General features: G+C 69.8%; 19 protein-coding genes. 8 read left to right on the forward strand and 11 right to left on the reverse strand.

Annotated elements, in window-relative coordinates; genetic code table 11:
- Positions 1-27: 27 nt before the first annotated feature.
- Entirely contained in the window at positions 28-888 is an 861-nt protein-coding gene (locus tag OG510_RS01110; RefSeq protein ID WP_406134728.1) for a D-alanyl-D-alanine carboxypeptidase family protein, read from the reverse strand.
- A 173-nt stretch (positions 889-1,061) separates the two neighbouring features.
- Here OG510_RS01110 and OG510_RS01115 point away from each other — a divergent pair, with 173 nt between their 5' ends.
- The 4 genes from OG510_RS01115 to OG510_RS01130 all read left to right on the forward strand — a co-directional run bounded on the left by OG510_RS01115 (position 1,062) and on the right by OG510_RS01130 (position 5,658).
- Positions 1,062-1,811 carry a YqjF family protein gene (locus tag OG510_RS01115; protein WP_406134729.1) on the forward strand — a complete coding sequence of 250 codons (750 nt, stop codon included), beginning with the start codon at positions 1,062-1,064 and terminating at the stop codon, positions 1,809-1,811.
- 101 nt (positions 1,812-1,912) lie between these two features.
- Entirely contained in the window at positions 1,913-2,578 is a 666-nt protein-coding gene (locus tag OG510_RS01120) for a TetR/AcrR family transcriptional regulator (RefSeq protein ID WP_406134730.1), read from the forward strand.
- Positions 2,575-3,339 carry a glucose 1-dehydrogenase gene (locus tag OG510_RS01125; protein ID WP_406134731.1) on the forward strand — a complete coding sequence of 255 codons (765 nt, stop codon included), beginning with the start codon at positions 2,575-2,577 and terminating at the stop codon, positions 3,337-3,339. Before OG510_RS01120 ends, OG510_RS01125 begins: the two co-directional genes overlap by 4 nt.
- 279 nt (positions 3,340-3,618) lie before the next feature.
- Positions 3,619-5,658, forward strand: coding sequence for an ATP-binding protein (locus OG510_RS01130; protein ID WP_406142268.1), 2,040 nt, complete (start codon positions 3,619-3,621; stop codon positions 5,656-5,658).
- A gap of 59 nt (positions 5,659-5,717) precedes the next feature.
- Here the strand turns inward: OG510_RS01130 and OG510_RS01135 are convergent, their stop codons facing one another.
- Positions 5,718-7,847 (reverse strand): phosphocholine-specific phospholipase C, encoded by a 2,130-nt coding sequence (locus OG510_RS01135; protein WP_406134733.1) that lies wholly within the window; start codon positions 7,845-7,847, stop codon positions 5,718-5,720.
- Positions 7,848-8,291: 444 nt separating this feature from the next.
- Here OG510_RS01135 and OG510_RS01140 point away from each other — a divergent pair, with 444 nt between their 5' ends.
- Positions 8,292-8,618 (forward strand): (2Fe-2S)-binding protein, encoded by a 327-nt coding sequence (locus OG510_RS01140; protein WP_406134734.1) that lies wholly within the window; start codon positions 8,292-8,294, stop codon positions 8,616-8,618.
- A gap of 161 nt (positions 8,619-8,779) precedes the next feature.
- Here the strand turns inward: OG510_RS01140 and OG510_RS01145 are convergent, their stop codons facing one another.
- Entirely contained in the window at positions 8,780-9,475 is a 696-nt protein-coding gene (locus OG510_RS01145; protein WP_406134735.1) for an SDR family NAD(P)-dependent oxidoreductase, read from the reverse strand.
- Between the two features lie 152 nt (positions 9,476-9,627).
- Between OG510_RS01145 and OG510_RS01150 the strand changes: the two genes are divergently transcribed.
- Positions 9,628-10,482, forward strand: a complete 855-nt coding sequence (locus OG510_RS01150; RefSeq protein WP_406134736.1) for a helix-turn-helix domain-containing protein — start codon at positions 9,628-9,630, stop codon at positions 10,480-10,482.
- Between the two features lie 136 nt (positions 10,483-10,618).
- Positions 10,619-11,689 (forward strand): 3-oxoacyl-[acyl-carrier-protein] synthase III C-terminal domain-containing protein, encoded by a 1,071-nt coding sequence (locus OG510_RS01155; RefSeq protein WP_406134737.1) that lies wholly within the window; start codon positions 10,619-10,621, stop codon positions 11,687-11,689.
- Positions 11,690-11,695: 6 nt separating this feature from the next.
- Here the strand turns inward: OG510_RS01155 and OG510_RS01160 are convergent, their stop codons facing one another.
- Complete coding sequence (locus OG510_RS01160) at positions 11,696-11,905, reverse strand: hypothetical protein (protein WP_406134738.1); 210 nt, start codon at positions 11,903-11,905, stop codon at positions 11,696-11,698.
- A gap of 318 nt (positions 11,906-12,223) precedes the next feature.
- On the opposite strand from OG510_RS01160, the gene OG510_RS01165 reads away from it, so the two are divergent.
- The gene (locus OG510_RS01165) at positions 12,224-15,451 is read left to right on the forward strand and encodes a GH92 family glycosyl hydrolase (protein ID WP_406134739.1); all 3,228 of its coding nucleotides are present in this window, start codon (positions 12,224-12,226) and stop codon (positions 15,449-15,451) included.
- Positions 15,452-15,470: 19 nt separating this feature from the next.
- Here the strand turns inward: OG510_RS01165 and OG510_RS01170 are convergent, their stop codons facing one another.
- The 7 genes from OG510_RS01170 to OG510_RS01200 form a co-directional block, all read right to left on the reverse strand.
- On the reverse strand, positions 15,471-15,746 hold the full coding sequence (locus OG510_RS01170; protein WP_406134740.1) for a DUF2087 domain-containing protein: 276 nt from the start codon (positions 15,744-15,746) through the stop codon (positions 15,471-15,473).
- A gap of 75 nt (positions 15,747-15,821) precedes the next feature.
- Entirely contained in the window at positions 15,822-16,088 is a 267-nt protein-coding gene (locus OG510_RS01175; protein WP_406134741.1) for a hypothetical protein, read from the reverse strand.
- An 83-nt stretch (positions 16,089-16,171) separates the two neighbouring features.
- On the reverse strand, positions 16,172-18,490 hold the full coding sequence (locus OG510_RS01180) for a DUF4838 domain-containing protein (RefSeq protein ID WP_406134742.1): 2,319 nt from the start codon (positions 18,488-18,490) through the stop codon (positions 16,172-16,174).
- 50 nt (positions 18,491-18,540) lie between these two features.
- Entirely contained in the window at positions 18,541-19,566 is a 1,026-nt protein-coding gene (locus tag OG510_RS01185) for an aliphatic sulfonate ABC transporter substrate-binding protein (RefSeq protein ID WP_406134743.1), read from the reverse strand.
- Positions 19,563-20,345 (reverse strand): ABC transporter ATP-binding protein, encoded by a 783-nt coding sequence (locus OG510_RS01190; RefSeq protein ID WP_406134744.1) that lies wholly within the window; start codon positions 20,343-20,345, stop codon positions 19,563-19,565. The genes OG510_RS01185 and OG510_RS01190 overlap by 4 nt, the downstream gene beginning before the upstream one ends.
- Positions 20,346-20,347: 2 nt before the next feature.
- Positions 20,348-21,280, reverse strand: a complete 933-nt coding sequence (locus OG510_RS01195; protein WP_406134745.1) for an ABC transporter permease — start codon at positions 21,278-21,280, stop codon at positions 20,348-20,350.
- Positions 21,277-22,764, reverse strand: coding sequence for a sulfatase-like hydrolase/transferase (locus tag OG510_RS01200; RefSeq protein ID WP_406134746.1), 1,488 nt, complete (start codon positions 22,762-22,764; stop codon positions 21,277-21,279). The genes OG510_RS01195 and OG510_RS01200 overlap by 4 nt, the downstream gene beginning before the upstream one ends.
- Between the last annotated feature and the right edge of the window lie 99 nt (positions 22,765-22,863).

Genomic DNA, 22,863 nt, shown 5'->3' on the forward strand with positions numbered 1-22,863 from the left:
GCGGTGTGCTTGATGTGCAGGGCTGGGCTACTTCTTGAAGCCGTAGTCCATCAGCTTCTTCGCGTCAGCGGTGCGGTTCGCCTCCGACGAGGACGCGAGGACCGTGCCGATGACGGTCTTGCCGCTGCGGGTGGCCGCGAAGACCAGGCAGTACTTGGCCTCGGGGCCGGACCCGGTCTTGAGGCCGATGGTGCCGGAGTAACTGCTGAGCAGCTTGTTGGTGTTGGTCCACGACATGTAGCGGTAACCGCCGCTCTTCGTCGTGACCTTCTGCTTGGTCGACTTCGTCTTCACGACCGTACGGAAAGTGGAGTACTTCATCGCGTTACTGGCGAGCTTCGTCAGGTCGCGCGGGGTGGAGTAGTTGGCGCCGCTCCCGATGCCGTCGAACGAGTCGAAGTGGGTGTTCTTCAGCCCGAGCGTCTTCGCGGTGGAGTTCATCTTCCCGATGAACGACTTGACGCGCGCGGCCCGGGTGGAGCCGCTGCCGTACTTGTCGGCCAGCGCGTACGCCGCGTCGCAGCCGGACGGGAGCATCAGGCCGTACAGCAGCTGCCGGACCGTGACCTTGTCGCCGACGATCAGCCGGGCCGACGACGCGTTCTTGGAGACGATGTAGTCGCTGTACGCCTTCTGGACCGTGACCTTGGAGTCCAGGTTGAGGTTCTTCTGCCCCAGCACCACCCGGATCGTCATGATCTTGGTGGTGGAGCCCGTCGAACGGCGGGTGTCCGCGGCCTTGGTGAAGAGCGTCTTCGCCGTGCCGTTGTTCATCACGAAGCCGCCCTTGGCGACGATCGCGGGCGCTTTGGGGGCGGCGGCCTGGGCCGAAGCGCCGAATGCCCCGGCCGTCGACACAGCGCCTGCCGTCACGACGACCACAGACATGCGCCGAATGCCCTGAATACCGATGTTCAAGATAAATACTCCAAATGCCGCTTCAGTTCGGTCTCTTGAGAGTCCCGCTCGCACATGAGACGTCTGAAAGGCCGTAAAGGATGCGTAAGGGGCGCGAGAAGTTTTCCGGGCGCCGCACTCTGCCCGTCTGCCATGCTGGCGGCGTGCAGTCAGGTCCGAACGCCCCCGAGCCCGTCACGGCCGACCCGCCCCGCGAGGAGCCCAGGCCGCTCCTCACCCAGTCCTGGCTGGATCTGGCCTTTCTGCACTGGGCGGCCGACCCCGCGGATGTCGCACCACTGCTCCCGCCGGGCACGTTTCCCGACGTCATCGACGGGGTGACCTATGTGGGGCTCGTCGCCTTCCGGATGCACCGGATCGGCTGGCTGCGGCTGCCCGGCCTGCCGTATCTGGGCACCTTCCCCGAGACCAATGTGCGGCTGTACTCGGTGGACGGGCAGGGGCGCCGTGGTGTGGTGTTCCGCTCGCTCGACGCCTCCCGCCTCATTCCGGTGACCGTCGGCCGGACGGTCTTCCGGCTGCCCTATGTGTGGTCCCGGATGACGGTGGACCGGGACGGGGACACCCTCACGTACACGAGCCGCCGTCGCCTGCCGGGGCCACGGGACGCGCACAGCCGGATCGCGATCCGGGTCGGCGAGCGGATCCGCGAGCCCAGCGAGCTCGAACACTTCGTCACCGCGCGGTGGGGGCTGCACACGAGCCTGCTCGGCCGACCGCTCTACCTGCCGAACACCCACCCCCGCTGGCCCCTGTACCGGGCGGAACTGACCGGGTACGCCGAGAACCTCGTCGCAGCAGCAGGGCTTCCCGCACCGGCGGGCGAGCCCGTCAGCGTGCTCTACTCGCCGGGCGTCCCGGTGCGCTTCGGGCGCCCCCGGCGCGCCGGCTGAAACACCGCCCCGCCCGTCGCCCGAGAGACCCCAGAACATCCGTGGCATATGCACTGACCTGGTCGTTCGCCATTAATAATGGCCAGTATTAGAATGAACGCATGGCGAGGACATCAGGGCCCGAGACCCGGGAGAAGCTGATCCGCGCGGCTGAGGAGATCTTCGCCGCACAGGGCGTCGACGGCGCACAGCTGCGCGACATCATCCGGCTGGCGGGGCAGAGCAATCCATCGGCCGTGCAGTATCACTTCGGTTCACGCGCCGGGCTGCTCGACACCGTGATGGCGGGGCGCCAGCGGCGTACCGAAGCCGTCCTGACGGAGCTGCTGGGCGACGGCGGGCAGGATCTCGACGGGCTGCTCACCGCCCTGGTCACCGCGGAGGCGACCGAGCTGCGCACCGAGCGCGGGCAGCGCTGTCTGCGGGTTTCCGCACAGCTGAGCCACGAGAGCGGAGTACGCACCCGGGTGCCGCACCCGACGCTCGAAGGCACCGTCTACTGGCAGCTCATCGGCCTGCTGACCGACTGCCTGGACACGCTGCCCGAGCCGGTCCGGCTGGAGCGGGTGGATCTGGCCCTGACGCTGATCGGCGCCGCGATGGCGGACCGCGCCCGCCAGTACCTGTCCGGTGCCGAGCCCCTCACCGGCGAGCGGTTGTTCCTCGCCGACCTCGTCTCGATGACGGCCGCCCTGCTGACGGCCCCCGTACCGCATACGGCTCCGGACGGAGCCGATGCCCACGCAGAACGAAGGAATGAGTCATGAACGACCTCACAGGCAAGACCGTCATCATCACCGGCGGCGCCCGCGGACTGGGCGCCGAGGCCGCCCGCCAGGCGGTCGCCGCCGGAGCCCGGGTGGTGATCACCGACGTCCTGGACGAGGAGGGCGCGGCCACCGCGTCCGGACTCGGCGCGCAGGCGCGCTTCCTGCACCACGACGTCACGTCCGAGGACGACTGGGCGCGGGTCGTCGCGTTCGCGGTCTCCGAGTTCGGCGGGGTGGACGGGCTGGTCAACAACGCCGGTATATCCACCGGCGCCTATCTGGAGACCGAGTCGGTGGAGAACTTCCGCCGGGTGCTCGACATCAACCTCACCGGGGTCTTCATCGGCATGAAGTCCGTCATCCCCGCGATGAAGGAGAGGGGCAGCGGCTCGATCGTCAACATCTCGTCGGCCGCGGGCCTGATGGGCCTGGCGCGCACCGGCGGCTACGGCGCGTCCAAGTGGGGCGTACGCGGCCTGACGAAGATCGGGGCGGTGGAGCTGGGCACCGAGCGGATCCGCATCAACTCGGTGCACCCCGGGATGACATACACCCCGATGACCGCTTCGATCGGCATCCAGAAGGGTGAGGGGAACTACCCGAACACCCCGATGGGCCGGGTCGGCGAGCCGCCGGAGATCGCGGGCGCCGTGGTGTTCCTGCTCTCCGACGCGGCGTCGTACGTCACCGGGGCCGAGCTCGCGGTGGACGGCGGCTGGACCACCGGGCCGACCGTCAAGTACGTCATGGGCCAGTGAGCTGACGACGGCATGAGCCGCCGTCCCGCCGGCGCGGACCCCTGACGCCCGCCGGCGGGACGGCCCGAACGGGCGGCAGACCTGGGCGCAATGGTTCCCCGGCGCGGAAGGGCATAGTCCACTGCGCCGGTGGTCGGTGCAAACCGGGAGCCGATGGCGACAGATCAGGCCAACTCCGTTTCATCATCTGATTGTTCACGATTCACAATCGGCCAATTCTGGCCGTTCCTCGTCGCGCGTATCGGCCAGGGATCGCCCCGGGTCCAAGATGTACGCGTGGTGGGAAACCTTCCCGTCGTCACGACCAGTTTCGTCGGCAGGACCGGCGAACTGCGTGGTGCCGCACGGGCACTCGAGAAGCACCGGCTGGTCACTCTGACGGGCGGTGGCGGCGTCGGCAAGAGCCGGCTGGCGCTGCGCGCCGCCGAGCGGGCCGGCGGGCGGTACGCCGACGGAGTGTGGTGGGCCGACCTGTCCCACCTCTACGACGACCGGCTGCTGATCGGCACGGTCTCCGACGCCGTGGGCCTCCTCGACCACGATCTGGCCCGCCCGGTGGAGGCACTGTGCGGACGGCTGGCCGACCGCAATCTGCTGCTGGTGCTCGACTGCTGCGAGCGGGTGCTCGCCGCGAGCAGCCATCTCGTGGGCGCGCTGCTCGGCGCGGCTCCGGGCCTTGCCGTGCTGGCCACCAGCCGGGAGCCGCTCGGGGTTCCCGGGGAGTACCTGCTCGAGGTGCCGCCCCTCGGCGCCGAAGGTGACGGCGAGGACGCCCTGCGGCTCTTCCGGGACCGGGCGTCCGTGGCCGCGCCGGGCCTCTCGCTCGACTCACCGGACGCCGCGGCGACAGCCGGGGACATCTGCCGCCGTCTGGAGGGCATTCCGCTGGCCGTCGAGCTGGCGTGCGCCCGGCTGGCGGAGAACAGCATCGACCTGATCGCCGAACGGCTCAGCTCCCGGCTCGACTTCCTCAGCACCCCCGACGCCCCGGTGTGGCCGCAGCGGCACCGGGCGCTGCGTACCGCCATCGGCTGGAGCCATGAACTGTGCGCTCCCGCCGAACGGCTGCTGTGGGCGCGGCTCTCCGTCTTTCCCGGCGCCGTCGACACGGCCGACGCCCAGGCCGTGTGCTCGGGCGGGCCGCTCACCGCCGCGGACATTCCGGCTCTGCTGGAGCGGCTGGCCGCCCAGTCGGTGCTGCAGCGGGACGGCGCCCGGTACCGGATGCTCGACACCCTGCGCGAGTACGGCGCGATGTGGCTCGGTGAACTCGGCGAGCAACGGGCGCTCGCAGCCCGGCACGGAGCGCACTTCGCCGCACTGGCGAGCAGCGCCCACAGCGGATGGCTGGGCCCGCGGCAGGTCGACTGGTACCGCAGGATCGCCGAAGCGGACGCCGATCTCTGTGCCGCGCTCGACCACCTCATCGGCGAGGATCCGGAGCGGGCCGTGGAGATGGCCGGGTGCACCGGGCTCTTCTGGAGCTGCTGTGGTCATCTGCAGCGGGCCCGCGACTTCCTGGAGCGGGCTCTCGCCCTGGAGACCAGCAGGGGCCCGCACCGTACCCGCGCCCTGTGGGCCCTGGGCATCACCCTCACGCTGCAGGGCGACCACGAGAGCGCCCGCGGCCTCGGCGAGCGGTGCAGCGTCGCAGCCTGGCACGACCGCGACACGGAGTCGATGCTCTCCGCCGCCCACGCCGTCAGCTTCAACTACCTGATGATGGGGCGCCCGCAGACCGCGCACGACGTCAGCGACCACGCGCTGCGCAGCCTGCCGGGCGATCCGCTGGACGCCCCGTCACAGCTGCGGTGCCGGGTGATAAGGGTCTTCGCGCTGTCCGCCCTGGGCCGCCTGGACGAGGCGTACGAGGACGCCACGGACCTGCAGCAGCTGAGCCTGCGCTACGGCGAGTACTGGGCCCGTTCCTACGCCGACCATCAGCTCGCCCTGATACATCTGCTGCAGGGCAGACCGCAGGAGGCGGAGAGCCACGCGCGCTCGATGCTGTCGGGCAAGCACCAGCTGCACGACAGTCTCGGCATCGCCCTCGGCCTCGATCTGCTCGCCGGGGCGATCGCCGCGCGGGGCGACGGCGTGGAGGCCGCGCGTACGTCGGGCACGGGCCATGTCTACTGGCTCATGATCGGCCACCCGCGTCGCGGCACCCCGGAGCTGGGCGAGATCCGTGAGGTCTGGGAGCGCACGGCCCGCGAGGCGGCCGGGGATCCGGCCTATGAGCGGGCCTACCACCGCAGCCTGACGGGGGACGCCGAGACGGGCCTGGTCCGCGCACTCCAGGGGAACACCCCGGGGTGACCCGTCCGGGGTGACCGCCCCCCCGGCCGGCCACCCCGGACGCCCGGGCCGCCGGCCGGTCAGCCTCGGTGCGGGCCCGGGTCACTGGTGCTGGGGCGGCCGTTCTCGAGGTGTCCCGACCAGCGCCGGCGGAATCCGCCGTCCTGGTGTCCCGCTTCGGTGACCGAGATGTCGTACCAGCCGGAGTGCTCACGGACCGACAGGGTGACCTCGGTGGAGGCACCGGCACGCAGCCGGTGCGATGTGCCGCTCCCCCGGCCGTAGGCGTCGGCCACCCGGACCGTACGCGCGGTACGGCCGCGGTTGGCGATCCTGATCCGGACCCGCTCGCCGCCCTGGTGCGTGAACGTGGCACGCAGGGCGTCGTCGGACGACCCGGCGAACTCACAGAGCGTGCCGTTGGGGCCGTAGGCGGCCAGCTGGTACGCGCCGCCGGTGGCGGCCGTAAGCCAGTGGTCGCTCAGGGTGTCCCGGGCGGAGACGGTGTACCGGCGCGGCGCCGCCTGCGGCTGCTTGCGGTCGTGGACGTAGAACGCCGCACCGGCCCGGCCGTGGTTGGCGAACTCCAGCTGGAACCTGCCCCGGTGCGCGTCGCCCTCGTTGACCTGCACGTCGTACGGCAGGGCGCGGGCGCGGCGGACGCCCGGTTCCTGCTCGGGCATCCGCTGGGGCAGCGGCACCTGGTACGGCTTACCCGAGGAGACGATCGGCGCGGGGACCTGCAGGGAGACGGGCGCGGGGTCGGCGCCGGAGAAGTCGAGCGCCGAGGTGAGGTCGCCGCAGACGGAGCGGCGCCAGGCGCTGATGTTCGGCTCGTGGATCCCGAACCTGGCTTCCAGGAACCGCAGGACCGACGTATGGTCGAAGGTCTCCGAACAGACCCAGCCGCCGCGCGACCAGGGCGAGATGACCAGCATCGGCACCCTCGGGCCCAGGCCGATCGGCTGGAGACCGCCCGGGTCGGCGCCGGGGACCAGCGGGCTCATCTCCCCCGGGTATCTGCCGAGGTCGAGGATCTCGTCGCCGAGGCTGCGCACCAGATCGCGGGAGACCATGCCCTGGGCGCCCGCGGCGCTGGTGACCGGCGGCATGGGCGGGACGACATGGTCGAAGAGGCCGTCGTTCTCGTCGTAGTTGACGATGAATACGGTACGGCCCCACACCTCGGGGTTGGAGGTGAGCGCTTCGAGGACCAGGTTGATGTACGCGGCGCCGTCGGTCGGCGAGGCGGACGGGTGCTCGGAGTACTTGTAGGGCGGCACGATCCAGGACACCTGCGGCAGGGTGCCGTGCTCCACGTCGTCCCGCAGCTCCTTGAGGGTGTGGTCCGACGCCCCCTTCTCGACCAGGGGTCCGGTGGCGCCCTCGGCCACCTGGTACTGCTCGAAGAACATCAGTGAGTTGTCGGTGTAGTTGTCCGTGGGGCTGCCCGGCTCGCCCGTGCCGCCCTGGTACAGCTTCCAGCTGACCTTCGCGGCCTCGAGCCGTTCCGGGTACGTGGTCCAGGTGTAGCCGTTGGTCTCGTTGCGCTCGCTCAGGCCGGGGCCGTTGGGGCGGCGTCCGTACACATTGCGCGGGTCGCAGGTCCCGCTCCACAGGTAGATCCGGTTCGGCGCGGTGTCGGCGTGCACCGAGCAGAAGTAGGAGTCGCAGATGGTGAACGCCTCGGCCAGGGCGTAGTGGTAGCTCAGGTCCTGCCGTTTGAGATGGCCCATGGTCAGGGTGTCCTGCTTCTGGTTCACCCACTGGTCGTGGCGGCCCTGGTTCCAGGAGAGGTGCCCGCTGCTCCAGCCGTGGTCGGTGCCCGCCTGGTACTCCGTGGTGTTCCTGGGGTCGATGTACCAGGGCAGTACCTCGGTCGCGGTGTCCGGCAGGCCGCGCGCGTCGTAGCGCGCGGTGTGCGTGCCTGCGGCCGGTTGGTTCCACACGGGTCTGCCGTCGGGCAGCAGCGCCGGGCGCGGATCGGCGAAGCCGCGTACACCGCGGAGACCGCCGAAGTAGTGGTCGAACGAGCGGTTCTCCTGCATCAGGATCACCACATGGTCGACGTCCTTGATGGACCGGGTGCGGGAAAGGGCGGGCATGGCCATGGCCTTGCCTATCGCCGGCGGGAAGACGGAGAGCGCGGCGGCCGATGCGGCGGTCGCGCCGCCTGCCTGGAGGAAACGCCGACGATCGAACGTGGCCATGTGGCTGCAACCTTCTGTTGGCAACAAGAAGCTTTCGAACACGTCCGATCATTCAGCGCCGTATCCCCTCCTGGGTATCCCTCGGGAGGACACCGGGTGATCGACGGGCCAACTCTGTGTTCCGCCGGTGGCCGCGGACAGACCGCTGCCCTGCGGGAATGCGGGCCGGCCGGGTGCGATCGGGCCGCGCGAAGCCTGCGGCCGCCGCTGCGATATCCGTCGTGAACGACGGCAGCGGGGCGGAATCACTGACGGGGCGTCGTGGAATTCCGGGCGGAAAAATCTGGGTTCGCCAGGACTTTTTCGAAATCAGCGGGTGCGCGGCGAGACGCCCGATCCAGACCATCGGTTTTTGCCCAAGCTGTGTCCGAAACTATTCGTTCACCCTGCTCGGCGCCTCTGAGATCTCGACAACGACATATCCACGCCCATAGCGTCTCGACCATGACAACCCCCCCGGATGACCGGAGGTTCCGGCGTGAGATGGCCGTGGCCCACAGGTCTGGATGGCATCTCATCGACTTGCTCAGCGCACTGCCCGAGCCAGGCGATTCCCTTATGGTGACCATCCTGGGCGAGCCCGTCGTCGTCTGCCGCAACGCCTCCGACGGAGAACTCGAGGCATACCGGTGTCTGCGACGACCACGTGGCGCGCCGCAGCCCGTCCGGTGCGTCATACGATACGGAATGATCTTCGTGAATCTTCAGCAGGGCGATCACGAGGACATATCGGCCGAGGCCCTTCGAACCGTTACCCCCCAGAGCGCCTGACGCGAATCCCCGTCACAGCAGATCGCCCGGGCGCTCTCCCCGGACAGCGGCGCCACCGTGACCTGAACACGGTGGCGCCGCTGCGGTTTCCCGGCTCACCGGCGAGCGCCGGGCCGGAATGCCGGCGCCGTTCGCAGAGACGGCGCCGGGTCGGAAGGAAGTCAGGAGACCATGAGCAGACGGCTTTCCACTCCGATGTATTCGCCATTGACCCCGTCGGCGTCGGGCGAGGCGAGGAGTTTGACGTTCTTGGCCGCCGCGGCCACCAGGGACGCGTCGACCCGTGTCCGCCAGGAGGATGCCGGGTGCTCGCCGCCGCGGACCGAAACACGCTGACCCAGGGGTGAGTTGAGAGTGACGACGTTGCAGGTGATGCCGTGAAATGCCTCGTCGCGGGCCATCCGGCTGACGAATCCGCGCAGCGCCGCCTCGGACGTACTGCCGAACTGCCGGGCGGAGAGGCCGTCCTGGGCGGAGGTGCAGAGGAAGATGATGCGTCCCTGCCCGCTCTCCCTGAGGGCGGGTACGACCCTGCGGATCAGCCGGAAGGTGCCGATGATCCGGTTGTCGGCGACGGAGACGAACCGGTCGTCCCTCAGCATCAGATCGCACGACAGGTCGATGGAGGCGATGACGATACCGACGGGCCCGTGCCGCTCCTCCACGAGGGCGAGCGCCCCGTCGATCTGCGACTCGTCCGTCACATCACACGCCACGGTGAGGTCAGGGCCGACGGGTGCCTGCGGGCCGGAGTACATCGCGGCGACGCTGTCACCGCACTCTTGCAGCGCCGTCGTGATCCCCTGGCTTACCTCACTGTGACCATCAACGATGAGCACGGACCGCTGGGATGGCATTGCAAGTCCCCTACCTTTCGCGAATGCAGCAGACACTCTGCATTGTTCACCTGCGACAGGACAGAGTCTCGCGGTCACCGGGCGGTCTTTCCACGCAAAAGAACTGCAGATAATTGTGGACCCGCCGACAGGCGGGCAGTTACGGGGGAAATGTGACACTCTCGACCCAGGATGCGGCAGCGCTGCGCACGCTGCTGGAGAGCCGCCGGGCAGCGATCGCGCCCGAATCGGTGGGCTATACGGAGCGGAGCGGAGCCGGGCGGCCGGTCAACGGCCTGAGCCAGGAACAGATCGACACCCTCACACACCGGGCCCGTGGCACCTACGGGCGGCTCATCAACGGGCCGGAGCACCGGCCCAATCCGACGTATCTCGGCGATCTCGCCCGGTTACTGAGGATGACGGAGCAGGAGTGGACGACGCTGTACTGGCTGACCCGGCGTGAAGTCCCCGCCCCGCTCCACAACACGTCGGGGATGGAAGTCCCCGGCGCGTGGAAGGCCGTCGAGCTGATCCACGGCGTCATGGCCTATCTGGTCGACTCGGCCTGGAATCTGATCACGTGCAACCAGGAGTACAGGGAGCTGTTTCCGGGCGGGGAGGCTCCGCAGAACGCGCTGATGTTCATGGCGGTCAGCCCGGAACGCCATACCGTACTGCTGGACTGGGAGCGCAGCTGGGCGCCTTTCGTCTTCGGCCAGTTGCGGCGGGCCACCCAGGAGCGCCCGGACAACAAGGACTTGGCGCGCATCGAGGAGTGCGTGCTGCGCGATCCGGTGGCGGGCCCGCTGTACGAGGCAACTCCCTTCCTGGCGCTGCCCTTTCCGGACGGCGCCCAACGTCCCATACGTCACCCACAGTTGGGTGACGGCATGGTGAGCGTCTGCGCGGCCGAGCCGGTCACGTCGGTGGGCTCCCGGCTGATCCTGCTCTCCTTCCAGCCCGGGCCGCCCGGCGAGCACCGCAGAAACGCCGATCTGCGGGCGGCGCACACTTCAATTGGTTGAAAGCGGCGCTGATGGAGGATCACACCAGGCCACCCCATCACTTCACAGGTGATCAGACCGCGTAACTTTCGTGAAAGATGTATCGCACTGGCGTACGTTGTTCGTACATGTAATCGAGCATTAATGGGAGCTACCCATGCCCGCCTACGTCAGCCGTCCCGCGATCGTTCTGCCTCAGCACGAGGTCAGCACCCGCGAAATCATCGACGACATCGCACGGAACCACCCGGACGACCCGCGGCTGAAGGTGTACGAGCGGGTGATCGGCAACCTCCAGGTGGACAAGCGGTACTTCGTGTCCCCCCTCGACTCACCGGCCATCTCGGGGGACGCGGACATCACGGAGCGGGTCGGCTCCGGCTTCGGCCACTCGGTACGGATGGGCGAGCAGGCCGCGCGACAGGCCATGGCGCGGGCGGGCGTTCAGCCGTCGGAGATCGGCGCCATCGTCACCTCGCACGCCACCACCTGGGGCATTCCGGGCCACGATGTACTGCTCAGCAACGCGCTCGGACTTCCGATGCGCACCCGGCGCATCGCCATGACCACCGTGGCCTGCGCCGGCGGTATACAGGCGCTCGTCAGGGCGGTGCAACTGGCCGCCCTGGAACCGGGTTCGAAGGTCCTCGTAGTGGTGTCCGAGGTGATCAGCTCCGTCTACAACCACCACGACACCACGATGCAGTCCATGATCTACAAAGCGCTGTTCGGGGACTCCGCGGGCGCCTGCGTCGTCTCCACGACCGCTCCCGGCACACCGGGGATCCGTATCGAGGATCCGGTGAGCGCGAACACCTTCGAACTGCTGCTGCCCGATACGGAGGATCTGTACAGCGGGAAACTCGACACCACCGGGCTCCACTTCGACAGTACGAAGGCGGGGCAGAAGGGCGCGCTGGATTCGATGCCGTACGTGCTCGACTGGCTGGACCACAAGGTGCCGGACTGGGCCGTCATCCATCCGGGGAGCCCCAGCATCATCACCGATGTCGCGAAGAGCCTCGGGCTCACCGAGGAGCACACCCGGCATTCGCGGGCCGTGCTGGCCGAGATGGGGAATCTGGGCGGGATCAGCGTGCTGGCCGTCCTCGACAAGTTGCACTCGGCGCCGCCCGCGGCGGGCGAGTCGGGCGTCGCGGTGGCCTTCGGACCCGGGTTCGTCACCGCGGCCCTGCGCTGTTCCTGGTCGGGCGCGGCCGGCGACTGACGGCGCTCACAGGGGCTTACGCGCCCTGACATCCAGGACGACCGGGGTGGGCGCGCCGTGCTCGGCGAACTCCTCCAGCACGAGTCCGGCGTTCACCAACGCCTGAAGCAGGCGGGGCAGCGGCAGATGCCCCGCTCCCACCTTGTCCCGCAGCCCCTGACCGGTCCAGGACCGTGTGGTCCAGCGGCCGTCGAGATATCCGGGGGCGATCACCACGGCGTCCGGGTCGCTCCGGTCGGCGAACCCTCCGCTCCGCCACAACCGCCGCCGGTGCGGCAGCCCTCTCGTTCCTTGCCCCGGAGCTGCGGGCCCGCCCCCTGTTTCCGCCCCGTGCACAATCGGCCTACGCCGTCGTCCCGCACAGCCGACTCTCAGGCTCGGTCGGTGGCTGACGGGGCGTCGTACCCCCTGGGCAGCGGTGCGGACGCGGTCCTGATGCGGCGGTGTTCGTCTCCCCCGCCCTCTTGACCGGGCACGGTCAGCTACCTGAGTGTGTGGTGGGCCCGGCCCGCACCCCTTTCCCAGGAGGTACACGTGAGACGTTGGAAGACTCGCGGCGCAGTCGCCGCGGTCGCGGCGCTGCTCTTCGCCGGAACAGCAGCTCCGGCTTCAGCCGCTTTGACAACGTTGTCCAACGGCTCCGCCCCACCGGGAGCACAGCTCGTCGACGACCCGGCGGACTATGTGGACCCGCTGATCGGCACCGGGAGCGGCGGCTCCACGGTGGGCGAGATCAACAACTTCCCCGGTCCCGCCACCCCGTTCGGCATGATGCAGTTCTCCCCCGACACGGTCGGCTCGTACGCCGGGTACCAGTACCACAGCGACGCCCTGCGGGGGTTCAGCGTCGATCACGCGTCGGTCGGCTGCACCGCCTTCGGGGATGTGCCGATCCTGCCGGTCACGGGCGATGTCGGCCCGGCCCCGTGGGACAGGACCGAGCACTTCTCGCACACCGACGAGAAGGCCGAGCCGGGCTACTACGCGGTCACTCTCGCCGACTCCAAGGTGCGCGCCGAGCTGACGGCCTCCACCCGGACCGGTCTCGCCGCCTTCACCTTCCCCAAGGGCGCTGATACGGCGCAGGTGCTGGTCAAGGGCGGCGCGAGCCTCGCGGGCGACAAGCGGGCCGATATGCGTGTCGTCGGCGACCGGCAGGTCACCGGCTCCGCCACCACGGGGAACTTCTGCGGGAAGGGCAACGAGTACACCGTCCACTACGCCATCACCTTCGACCGCCCCTTCACCGCCCACGGCACCTGGGACGGCAAGACGGTGTCCAAGGGCAGTGACACGGTGGACGCGCCGAAGGCCGGCGCCTATCTGACCTTCGGCACCGCCGGGACCAGCACCGTGCGCGCCAAGATCTCCATGTCGTACGTCTCGGTGGACGGCGCCAAGGCCAACATGGCGTCCGAGGTCCCCGGCTGGAGCCTCGACAGCCTGCGCGAGCAGACGCGCGACCGGTGGACGTCGGCGCTGCGCAAGGTCCGCGTCGCGGGCCGGGACACCGGGCAGCTGAAGACGTTCTACACCTCGCTGTACCACTCGCTGATGCATCCGAACACGTTCAATGACGTGGACGGACGCTACATCGGCTTCGACAACAAGGTGCGGGAACTGCCCAAGGGCCGTACGCAGTACGCGAACTTCTCGGACTGGGACACCTACCGCTCGCTCGCCCCGCTCCAGGCCATGCTCTGGCCCAAGGAGGCGAGCGACATGGCGCAGTCCCTGGTCAACGACGCCACCCAGGGCGGCTGGTGGCCGCGCTGGCCGTTCGCCAACGGCTACACGGGGCAGATGACCGGCGACAACTCGGTGGCGCTGATCGCCAATCTGTACGCGTACGGCGCCCGGGACTTCGACCTCAAGACAGCGCTCAAGTACCTGGTCAAGGGTGCGACGACCGTGGACAGCACGCCGGGCGCCTACCAGGAGCGCCCGGACATCGCCAACTACGTGGAGCGCGGCTACGCGCCGAACAACGACGCCGCCCGCGGCGACCATCAGCGCGTCGGCGGCTCGGTGACGCTGGAGTGGGCGATCGACGACTTCTCCATCGCGCAGCTCGCGACCGCGGCCGGGGACAGGAAGACCGCCCGGACGTTCACCCTCCGCAGTCAGAACTGGCAGAACATCCTCAACCCTGCGACGGATTACCTCCAGCCGCGTGGTGAGGACGGCCGTTTCCCCGACGGTCCTGGCTTCCAGCCGCCGCCGGAGGGCAAGTTCGGCCAGGACGGTTTCGACGAGGGCAACGCCGCCCAGTACAACTGGCTCGTGCCGCAGAACACCGCGGGCCTGATCACCGCGATGGGCGGCCGTGACGCGGCGTCCCAGCGGCTGGACACGTTCTTCTCGAAGCTCAACGCGGGCCCCAACGAGCCGTATATGTGGGCGGGCAACGAGATCGACTTCGGGGTGCCGTGGGTCTACGACTACCTCGGTCAGCCGTGGAAGGCGCAGAAGGCCGTTCGGGATGTGGCCACCACCCTGTTCAGCCCCACCCCGGACGGCGAGCCGGGCAATGACGATCTGGGCGCTCAGTCCTCCTGGTACGTATGGGCCGCGCTCGGGGTGTACCCGGCCACGCCGGGCACATCCGATCTGGCCGTGCACAGCCCGCTGTTCGAACGCGCGGTGCTCGATCTGCCCGGCAAGGCCCGTGACCTGGACATCCGTGCTCCGAAGGCATCGACGGACACTCCGTACGTCCACGATCTGAAGCTCGACGGACGCGACTGGGAGCGCACCTACCTGCCCAAGTCCGCCGTTTCCGGTGGCGGCCGGCTGGACTTCACGCTGTCCGGGAAGCCCGACACCCACTGGGCGACGTCGGCGGCGGCCGCGCCCCCGTCGTACCGCACGGGCGAGCGGTCCTTCCTGGCGAACGCGACACCCAACCAGGTGACAGCGGCGCCGGGCGGCGACGGTGCCGAGGTCACTGTCGACGCACAGCGCCTCGCCGGCGGGGACCGTGGTCTGACCGTCACCGCAGCCCCGCCGAAGGGTCTGAAGGTCTCCGCGGCCACGAAGCAGCTCAAGCTGGATCGGGCCACCGGCTCCGGGAGCGTGGACCTGAGGGTCTCAGCGGGGCCGAAGACGCCCGAGGGCTATTACGAGGTTCCGCTCACGGTACGCGGATCCGGGAAGGGCAATTCCGTACGGCTGTCCGCGATCGTCCTGGTGGCGGCGGACGGCAGTCCTGCTGCCGCGTACGACAACACCGGCCTGTCCGACGACGCGGACCACGGGCAGGCCGACTTCGACGGCGCGGGCAACAGCTACTCGCGCCAGGCGCTTGCCGCCGCGGGTCTCAAGGGCGGAGCCCGGATCGAGGCGTCGGGCACATCGTTCGTGTGGCCCGCGGCTCCGCAGGGACGCCCGGACAACGTGGTGGCGGCGGGCCAGACGCTCGATCTGGCCGCCGGCGCCAAGGACGCGAAGCGGCTGCTGTTCGTGGGGTCGGCCACCAACGGGGATCACCAGGACAGCGCGAAGGTGACCTTCACCGACGGCAGCACCGCAACGGCCGGTCTCTCGTTCGGTGACTGGACGCTGCCGGGCGGCGGTTCGGATCCCGTCTTCGGGAACACGCTCGTGGCGCGCGCGGCGCACCGCAACCAGTCGGGCGGCACCGGCGGCGCGGCGAGCGTCTACGCCACCGCGCCCTTCCAGGTCCCGGCCGGGAAGCAGATCAAGAGCGTGACGCTGCCGAAGAACGCGCAGCTGCATGTGTTCGCGGTCGGGCTCGGCTGACCGACCCGGAACGCAGCGGTTACCGGCCCCGCCGGTAACCGCTGCCGTCCCTGGAACGGGTCAGCAGGCCCGACTCGACGAGGTAACGGCGGAGCGCGGCGCAGTCGTCGTGGACGGTGCGCAGCGCGTCGTTGACCTGGGGCTCGGTGTATTCACGGTCCCGCTCGAACAGGGTCTCCGCCAGGTGGGCGAGCAGCTGTTCCCGGCGTGCTGCCTTGCGGGGGATCGCGGTGAGACGGCCACGGGAGAAGAGCGCCATGACCCCGTGCGAACCGCCGGTTGTGGTGTCGGACATGCCCGGCAGCCTCGCGCACCATCAGGGTCACGGGCAACGCCTTTTCCGGCGACCGGCCCGCAGGGAAGTGCCTCTTCACGGGGTGTCGCCCTGCCAGTCCCACAGGAGTGCCCCGGCGGTCCGCGGGCCGTAGCGCGCGTGGCCGCCGGGGCCGTGGGAGCCGATCTCCGTGGCGAGGGCCGCGCCCTCCGCGAGGCGTGGGCCCGGCCATCCGGTGACGTCGAGCAGCAGGCCGTCGAGCGGTCCGCCCACCAGTTCCCGGTAGTCGTGGCCGGGCCGCGGGCCCGGGTCGGGGTCGTCGTGGTCCGCGCCGTACACCCGGCGCCAGGTCTGTCCGTTCATGTGGTTCAGCATCTCAGCCACCACTGACAGCCCACCCTGTGTGGCGGTGCGGCCTCCTCTCCCGCCCGGCTCTCACCCGGGGCTCACTCGACGGTGAGGTCCACGTGGGCCGGTGTCAGCCGGGTGCCGTCCGCGAGCCGGAACTCCAGGGTGATCCGCCCGCTTCCCGCGGCGGCGGCCGCCGTGGCGCTCACCGTGACCCGGTGCGAGGCGCTCCTGGTCCCGCTCACGCGCAAGGTGCCGCTCTGCGGGGTCAGCCGGATGCCGTCGGGGCCCGACGCCGTCCACCACACCGTGTGGCCGGTGAAGTCGACGTCCTGGCCCACCACCGTGAGCCTGGCCGCCGCTCCCCCGCGCTCCAGGGACAGCAGCCCGGGAGCACCGAACCCGGCTGCCGGGGAGGCGTAGTTGTCCACGACCTCCCGGCGGACGTCCGCGTCGTCGTAGGGCATCGACGTGTCCGTGCCGTACCGCCGCCACCAGGTCTGGACGTTCGGCAGCACGACCCCGTTGAACCGGTTCTGGAGCAGCAGGGTCCGGTAGGTTTCCCGGGCTTCGGTCAGCTCGCCCGAGCCGTCCGGGGCGAGTCCGATCCGCAGATCGGCGCGGGCCACGTCGAGGCCCAGGCCCAGCCGGCCGATCACGGCGCGTGCCGCTGCGGTGCCCGCCTGGCCCGCGGCGCTCCGCAGCACCGTACCCGCCCGGCTGTACCGGTCGAGCAGTGCGGCCGCTCCCACGGTGTCCGGGTCGGTGCGCGTGAGGTCGTAGTACTCACGCATGGTTTCGGCGGCCCGGGCGCCGAAGCGTGCCTGGAGGTAGCCGTCGGTGTACCCGGCGGCGTCCAGCCCGTTGTCCCAGGCGAGCGCCGCGAACAGGCTCTGGACGTGCTCGTAGGTGATCCAGTCGCCGGGTTCGCTGTACATCCCGATGCCGTTCAGGCCGAGATGCGACTCGAAGGAGACATCGCCCGCGATGGTGGCGAGGGGATGCGCGGGCCGGCTGCGCCAGCGGTAGCGCCGGTAGTACTCGTACATGGCGAGCGAGCCGCGGAAACCGTTCCGCCAGGCGGTGAGCGCCTTCGCGAAGGGCGCGTTGGCGGTCACCGCGGGATCGTCGAGGGGTCCGTCGTAGGTGCGGCTGTACGGGGCGAAGTCGACGATGACCGCGGGGTCGGACGCGTAGTCCGGGTCGGGTGGTTCGATGGTGGAGTTGTAGGCGATGCGCTCGACGCGTACGCCCGGCAGCTCCGTACGGAGGGTCAGGGCCAGCTTGTTGACGACCACCGACTCGGCGTTCGCCGCTTTGCCGTACCGGTCGAGGATCTCCTTCTGGAATGTGCCGACGTCCGGCGGCCAGCAGTCGAAGACCGTGATCTCCGGGCGCTCCCGCAGGAAGGCGACGACCGCGGCGATGTAGGCGTCGAGGGCCTCGGGGTTGTAGATGTCGAAGAGCGGGCCGCCGGATGTGTAGTACTGCGGGTACTTCTCCGGGGGCAGAAAGCTGTCGTAGCCGTGGCCGCCGGTCTCGATCCGGATGCCGCGCCTGGTGGCCTCGCGGCGCACGACGGTCCGTACGCTGTCGTACGTGGTGACGCCGAGGCCCAGGTAATCGGCCGGGTGGACATAGGTGTTGAGGCAGTTCTTGGCCATCCAGTCGAGCAGCGGGGGCAGGCTCTCGGCGGTGTGGCTGAAGCCCTCCTCCGCGTACTGCCGCCGCAGTTCCCAGCCGGGCCGGTCGGTGAGGCGGACGGCGGGAAGTGCCAGGGTGCGGGCGGTGGGGATGTGTTCGCTGTGGCCTTCGTACGCGGGGAAGGCCGGGGCGAAGAAGCGTACGCCCAGCCGTTCGAGCAGCGCGTACACGGCGTAGAGCGTTGCGCGGTCGCCCACGCCGGTCAGCAGGACGTCGCGGTGGTCGCCGATGAGAGTGAAGGAGTCCTCGGGCGCACCGTCCAGCTCCTGGGCCGCTTCGGTGAGCCGGGCCGGGGGGACGGTGGTGGTGCGGCCGGTGCCCGCGCGCACGGCCACGAGACCGGTGACGGCGTCGGGCAGGGAGCCCGCGGCGGGAGGCGTCGCGGCGCGGAGCGGCAGCCGGACGCCGGTGATCCGCTGGATGTAGTCGCGGAGTTCGGTGGCGGCGAAGGGTGCGCTGCCCTCGCCCCACCACAGCACGGTGGCTTGGGCGCGGCCACCGGAGACGACGGGCAGGGCGGGCGCCGCCGTACCCGGCCCGGCCGCTTTCCCGGTGGCCGCCGCCGCGGGAGCTGCGGTGGCCGGTGCCAGTACGGTGGCGCCCGCGAGCCCGGCGGCTCCCGCGAGGAAGCCGCGCCGACGTACCCCGTCCGCTGCTCTGCGGGTACCGGTGCCGAGGCCGTTTCCGGTGCGCGTGTCCTGTGCGCTGCGCATGTCCCCTCCGGTGCTCAAGTCCTGTCCGCTGCTCATGTCCCGTCCGCTGTTCATGTGCGGTCCGCCTTTCCGGCCGATGCGTACAGGTCGCTGAGGTAGTAGTCCTTGGCCTTCTCCGCCTTGGGCAGTTCCTTCATCTGCACGAAGAGCTCCGAGAGCCGGTCGAACCAGCCGTCGACCGTGCCGTTCCCGCTGAGCTTCGTCAGCTCGGCTGAGGAGAGGATCTTCACGTGGTCCGTGGAGCCCTTGAGCTGCGCCGCGGGGAGCCCGAGGAAGTCGGCGGCGACCGATTCCGACTCGGCCGGATGCCGGGCTATCCAGTCGTCGGCCTGCCGGAGGACTCCGGTCACCTTCTTGACGAGCGCCGGGTTGCCGGACGCAAGCTTGGGCTGAGTGACGAAGACATTGGGGAAGGTCAGCTCGGGGTAGTAGTCCTGGGTCCTGCTGATCTCCTTGAGGCCCGGCACCTTCTTCTTCATCGTGTCGATGAGCGGGTACCAGGTGGCGGCGGCGTCGACCTGGCCGGACGAGAAGGCCGTGACGACGGTGGAGGCGTCCATCACGACCTTCTGGACGTCGGTGGGCTTCAGCCCCGCCTTGCGGAGCGCCAGATTGAGGATCATGTCGCCCGATGTGCCCTCGGCTACGGCGACCTTCTTGCCCTTGAGGTCCGCCGGTTCGGTGATGCCGGAGCCCGGCCTGGCGATGACCCGGTCGGCGAGCCCGAGCATGTTGACGGAGATGATGGAGGCCCGGCCGGACGCGGGCAGCCAGAGGGCTCCCGGGCCGAGGTACCCGAAGTCCAGGTCGCCCGAGCCGAGGGCCTGTACCTGGAGCGGGCCGTTGGTGAAGACCTTCAGGTGGGGTGTGAGGCCCGCCTTCTTCCAGAGTCCCTGTTTCCTGGCGACGGCGAGCGCGGCGGATCCGCTGTAGTCCGCGATGTAGCCGAAGGTGATGTTGTTTCCGTGGCCCGACGCCGCCGGTGCACCCTTGCCGCAGCCGGACGCGGCGGCGACGAGCAGCAGAGCGGTGAACAGGCCGGCGGTGCGGCGCCCGACGGCGCGTTTCCTCTTCACGGGGCGAGTCCTTCGAGTGGGGCCGGCTGATGGTGCACGGCGTGCCACACCTGGGCACGGAGTTCGGCGAATGCGGGCGAGAGCCGCTGTTCTTCCGTGCGGGGGTAGGGCAGCGTGACGGGGATGACGGTCTGGATCCGTCCGGGGCGCGCGGCCATGACGACGACGCGGTTGCCCAGATAGACGGCCTCGTCGACGTCGTGCGTGATGAACATGACGGTCCGCCGGTCACGGCTCCAGGTGTCGAGCAGTGACTCCTGCATCCGGACCCGGGTCAGCGAGTCGAGGGCGCCGAACGGCTCGTCCATGAGGAGGACCTTCGGATCGACGGCGTACGCGCGGGCGATGGCGCAGCGCTGTTTCATGCCGCCGGAGAGGGTCTTGGGGAGCGCCCCGGCGAAGTCGGTGAGGCCGACGAGTTCGATGACCTCGCGGGCCCTGCGCCGCCGTTCGGCCTTCCCCACTCCCGCGACCTTGAGGCCGTACTCGACGTTGGCCGTGACGGTCATCCACGGGAAGAGCGCGTACTGCTGGAAGATGACGCCGCGTTCGGGGGCGGGTCCGCGGACGGGCGCGCCGTCGACGGTGACCTGGCCGCCGGTCGCTTCGGTGAGTCCGGCCGCGATGTTCATCAGGGTGGACTTGCCGCACCCGGACGGTCCGACGACGGTGACGAACTCACCGTCCTCGATGTCCAGGCTCACCCGGTCCAGGGCGAGGAAGTCGCCGTCCTTCACCGCGAAGTTCCTGCTGACTTCGGAGAAGTTGATGGTGGGCATGGTTACCTCCGTTCCTGCCAGTGGGTGAGCCTGCGCTCGGCGAGGAGCAGCAGCCGGTCCATGACGAGTCCGATCGCTCCGATGGCGATGAGCTGGACGAAGATGGTGGGCAGGTCGTAGTAGAGCTGCGCCTGCTGCATACGGAAGCCCAGTCCGCCCTGTGCGGCGATGAGTTCGGCGGCGACGACGGTGGCCCAGGACGCGCCGAGCCCGATCCGCATGCCGACCAGGATGAAGGGGGCCGATGCGGGCACCACGATGCCGGCGAAGACCTGGTGGTCGCGGGCCCCGAGTACCCGCGCCGCGTTGACCAGGGTGACGTCGACGGCGACGACGCCCTGGAAGGTGGAGACGACGCAGGAGAGGAACGACGCCAGGAAGATCACAAAGATCTTCGGGGTTTCGCCGATGCCCATCAGGACGATGGCCAGCGGGATGATCGCGAGCGGTGGCACCATCCGGAAGAACTGCAGCCACGGCTCGATCAGCCTGCGGACGACCGGGTACCAGCCCATCAGGAAGCCCACGGGTACGGCGAGTACGACGCCGATGACATAGCCGATGAGGACGCGTTCCAGGCTCGCGCCGGCGTCCGAGAACAGGGTCCCGTCCGCGATGAGCTGCCCCGCCCGCCGGGCCACGGCGGCGGGTCCGGGGAAGCCGTCGATACCGCTGTTGGCGAGGACGACCCAGACGATGAGCCCCAGTGCGGCGGAGCCGGTCCCGAGCAGTACGGAGGTGACCCGGCTCGCACCCCGTGGCCCCCGCCCGCGCTCCGCCCGCCCGGCCCTGCTCGGGTCATGCGCGGCCTGTACGCCGGGGGCACGGGGTGCGCCGGAGGCACCGGCGGTGCCCGGAGTACCGGGAGAGTCGGGGGAACCGGGAGAGTCGGCGGAACCGGGAGCACCGGATCCGGGGAGCAGTTTCTCCTTCATGCGACTTCCTCCGCGACGCCGTCGACATCGGGTGCGCGGTCGCCGCCGATGTCGGCCATGTAACTCATCCAGCTGTAGGCGGGATCGCCGCGCCGCAGCAGCTCGCGGTAGAGGCGGACGGTCAGGTCACGGCGGACGTCCGCGTACGCCGGTGCCTCGTACACGTTGTGCAGTTCGTGCGGGTCGGTCTCCAGGTCGTACAGCTCGTGGACGCTCTCCGGGTTGTGGACGAGCTTGTACCGCCGGTCGCGGAGCATGCGCTGCGCGTACGGGAAGTGGTGGCCGTGGAATTCGGCGACGATCTCGTCGCGGGTGTCCCCGGCGGGTTCGCCGTGCAGCAGCGGCAGCAGGCTCTGTCCGTCGCACTGGCCGGGCCGCGGCGCCCCGGCCAGTTCGAGGATGGTCGGGTTGAGGTCGATGAGGTTGGCGAAGGCGTCACAGACCTGGGCGGGGGCGCCGGGCACCCGGGCGATCGCGGGGATGCGGTAGATGTCCTCGTACATCGCGGGGCCCTTGTCGTTGAGCCGGTGGGCGCCGGTGAACTCGCCGTGGTCGGCGGTGAAGAAGACGGCCGTTCCGTCGCGCAGACCGTGCGCGTCCAGCGCCGCCAGGAGCCTGCCGACCTGGTGGTCAATCATGGTGACGTAGCCCCAGTAGACGGCGATGAGCTTGCGCCAGGCGGCGGCGTCGAACCCGTCGGACGACCAGTACGCGCTGTACTGGCGTTGCACTTCGGGCTTGCCCGCGAACGTCTCCGCCATGGAGGCGGGCAGCGGGACGTCGTCGGGGTCGTACATGTCGTAGAAGTGGTCGGGGATCAGATACGGCAGGTGCGGGCCGTACCAGTGGCAGGAGAGCATGAACGGCCGGCCGGTCGCCTTCCAGTCGGCCGCGTACCGGTCGAGGAGGCCGAGCGTCCGGTCCGTGAGGAACGCCTCGATGGTGGCCTCGGGCGGCTGCTGGAGGCGGCCTGCGATGAGGTGGCCGCGGCCGGTCCCGTTGGCGGCCCGGCCGAAGACGGGCTCGGTGACGGCGAAGGGCGGAAAGCCGTTGTCCTCCAGCCACTTCTCGTACGAGGGGTGGTGGACGGGGTTGAGCGCACCGGGCAGGTGCTCGCCGTCCATCCCGTAGAACTCGGGGCCGCGCTCGCGGCCGATGTGCCACTTGCCCGCGTGGCCGACCTGGTAGCCGTGGTCCATCAACTGGCGCCACAGCATGGGGCTCTCGTCGTCCAGTTCGTCCTTGCTTCCGCCGTTGCGCTCGGGGTTGTTCAGCATCCCGTGACGGAACGGGTGGAGGCCGGTGGCCAGGGAGGCACGGGCCGGTGTGCAGATCGCGGTGGGTGTGTAGAAGCGGTCGAACCGGGTGCCGTCGGCGGCCAGGGAGTCCAGGGCCGGGGTCTTGACCAGCGGGTTGCCGTAACAGCCGAGGGTGTCGACCCGGTGTTGGTCGGTCATCAGGAACAGGACGTTGCGCGGAGCCATGGGCTGGCCGCCCTTCCGGTGGAGTCGTTCGTGACGCGTGTGCGGGGTGCGCGTGCGGTTGCGTGTGCGGGGTGCGGTGCGTCTGCGGTGTGCGTCTGC

Source organism: Streptomyces sp. NBC_01089 (genome assembly GCF_045162975.1).
Taxonomy (GTDB): domain Bacteria; phylum Actinomycetota; class Actinomycetes; order Streptomycetales; family Streptomycetaceae; genus Streptomyces.

Excerpts from the sequence above, each read along its gene's own strand:
- OG510_RS01110 (WP_406134728.1), bottom strand. The coding sequence starts at position 888 with ATGTCTGTGGTCGTCGTGACGGCAGGCGCTGTGTCGACGGCCGGGGCA.
- OG510_RS01120 (WP_406134730.1), top strand. The coding sequence starts at position 1,913 with ATGGCGAGGACATCAGGGCCCGAGACCCGGGAGAAGCTGATCCGCGCG.
- OG510_RS01125 (WP_406134731.1), top strand. The coding sequence starts at position 2,575 with ATGAACGACCTCACAGGCAAGACCGTCATCATCACCGGCGGCGCCCGC.
- OG510_RS01135 (WP_406134733.1), bottom strand. The coding sequence starts at position 7,847 with ATGGCCACGTTCGATCGTCGGCGTTTCCTCCAGGCAGGCGGCGCGACC.
- OG510_RS01140 (WP_406134734.1), top strand. The coding sequence starts at position 8,292 with ATGACAACCCCCCCGGATGACCGGAGGTTCCGGCGTGAGATGGCCGTG.
- OG510_RS01145 (WP_406134735.1), bottom strand. The coding sequence starts at position 9,475 with ATGCCATCCCAGCGGTCCGTGCTCATCGTTGATGGTCACAGTGAGGTA.
- OG510_RS01155 (WP_406134737.1), top strand. The coding sequence starts at position 10,619 with ATGCCCGCCTACGTCAGCCGTCCCGCGATCGTTCTGCCTCAGCACGAG.
- OG510_RS01170 (WP_406134740.1), bottom strand. The coding sequence starts at position 15,746 with ATGTCCGACACCACAACCGGCGGTTCGCACGGGGTCATGGCGCTCTTC.
- OG510_RS01175 (WP_406134741.1), bottom strand. The coding sequence starts at position 16,088 with ATGAACGGACAGACCTGGCGCCGGGTGTACGGCGCGGACCACGACGAC.
- OG510_RS01180 (WP_406134742.1), bottom strand. The coding sequence starts at position 18,490 with ATGCGCAGCGCACAGGACACGCGCACCGGAAACGGCCTCGGCACCGGT.
- OG510_RS01190 (WP_406134744.1), bottom strand. The coding sequence starts at position 20,345 with ATGCCCACCATCAACTTCTCCGAAGTCAGCAGGAACTTCGCGGTGAAG.
- OG510_RS01195 (WP_406134745.1), bottom strand. The coding sequence starts at position 21,280 with ATGAAGGAGAAACTGCTCCCCGGATCCGGTGCTCCCGGTTCCGCCGAC.
- OG510_RS01200 (WP_406134746.1), bottom strand. The coding sequence starts at position 22,764 with ATGGCTCCGCGCAACGTCCTGTTCCTGATGACCGACCAACACCGGGTC.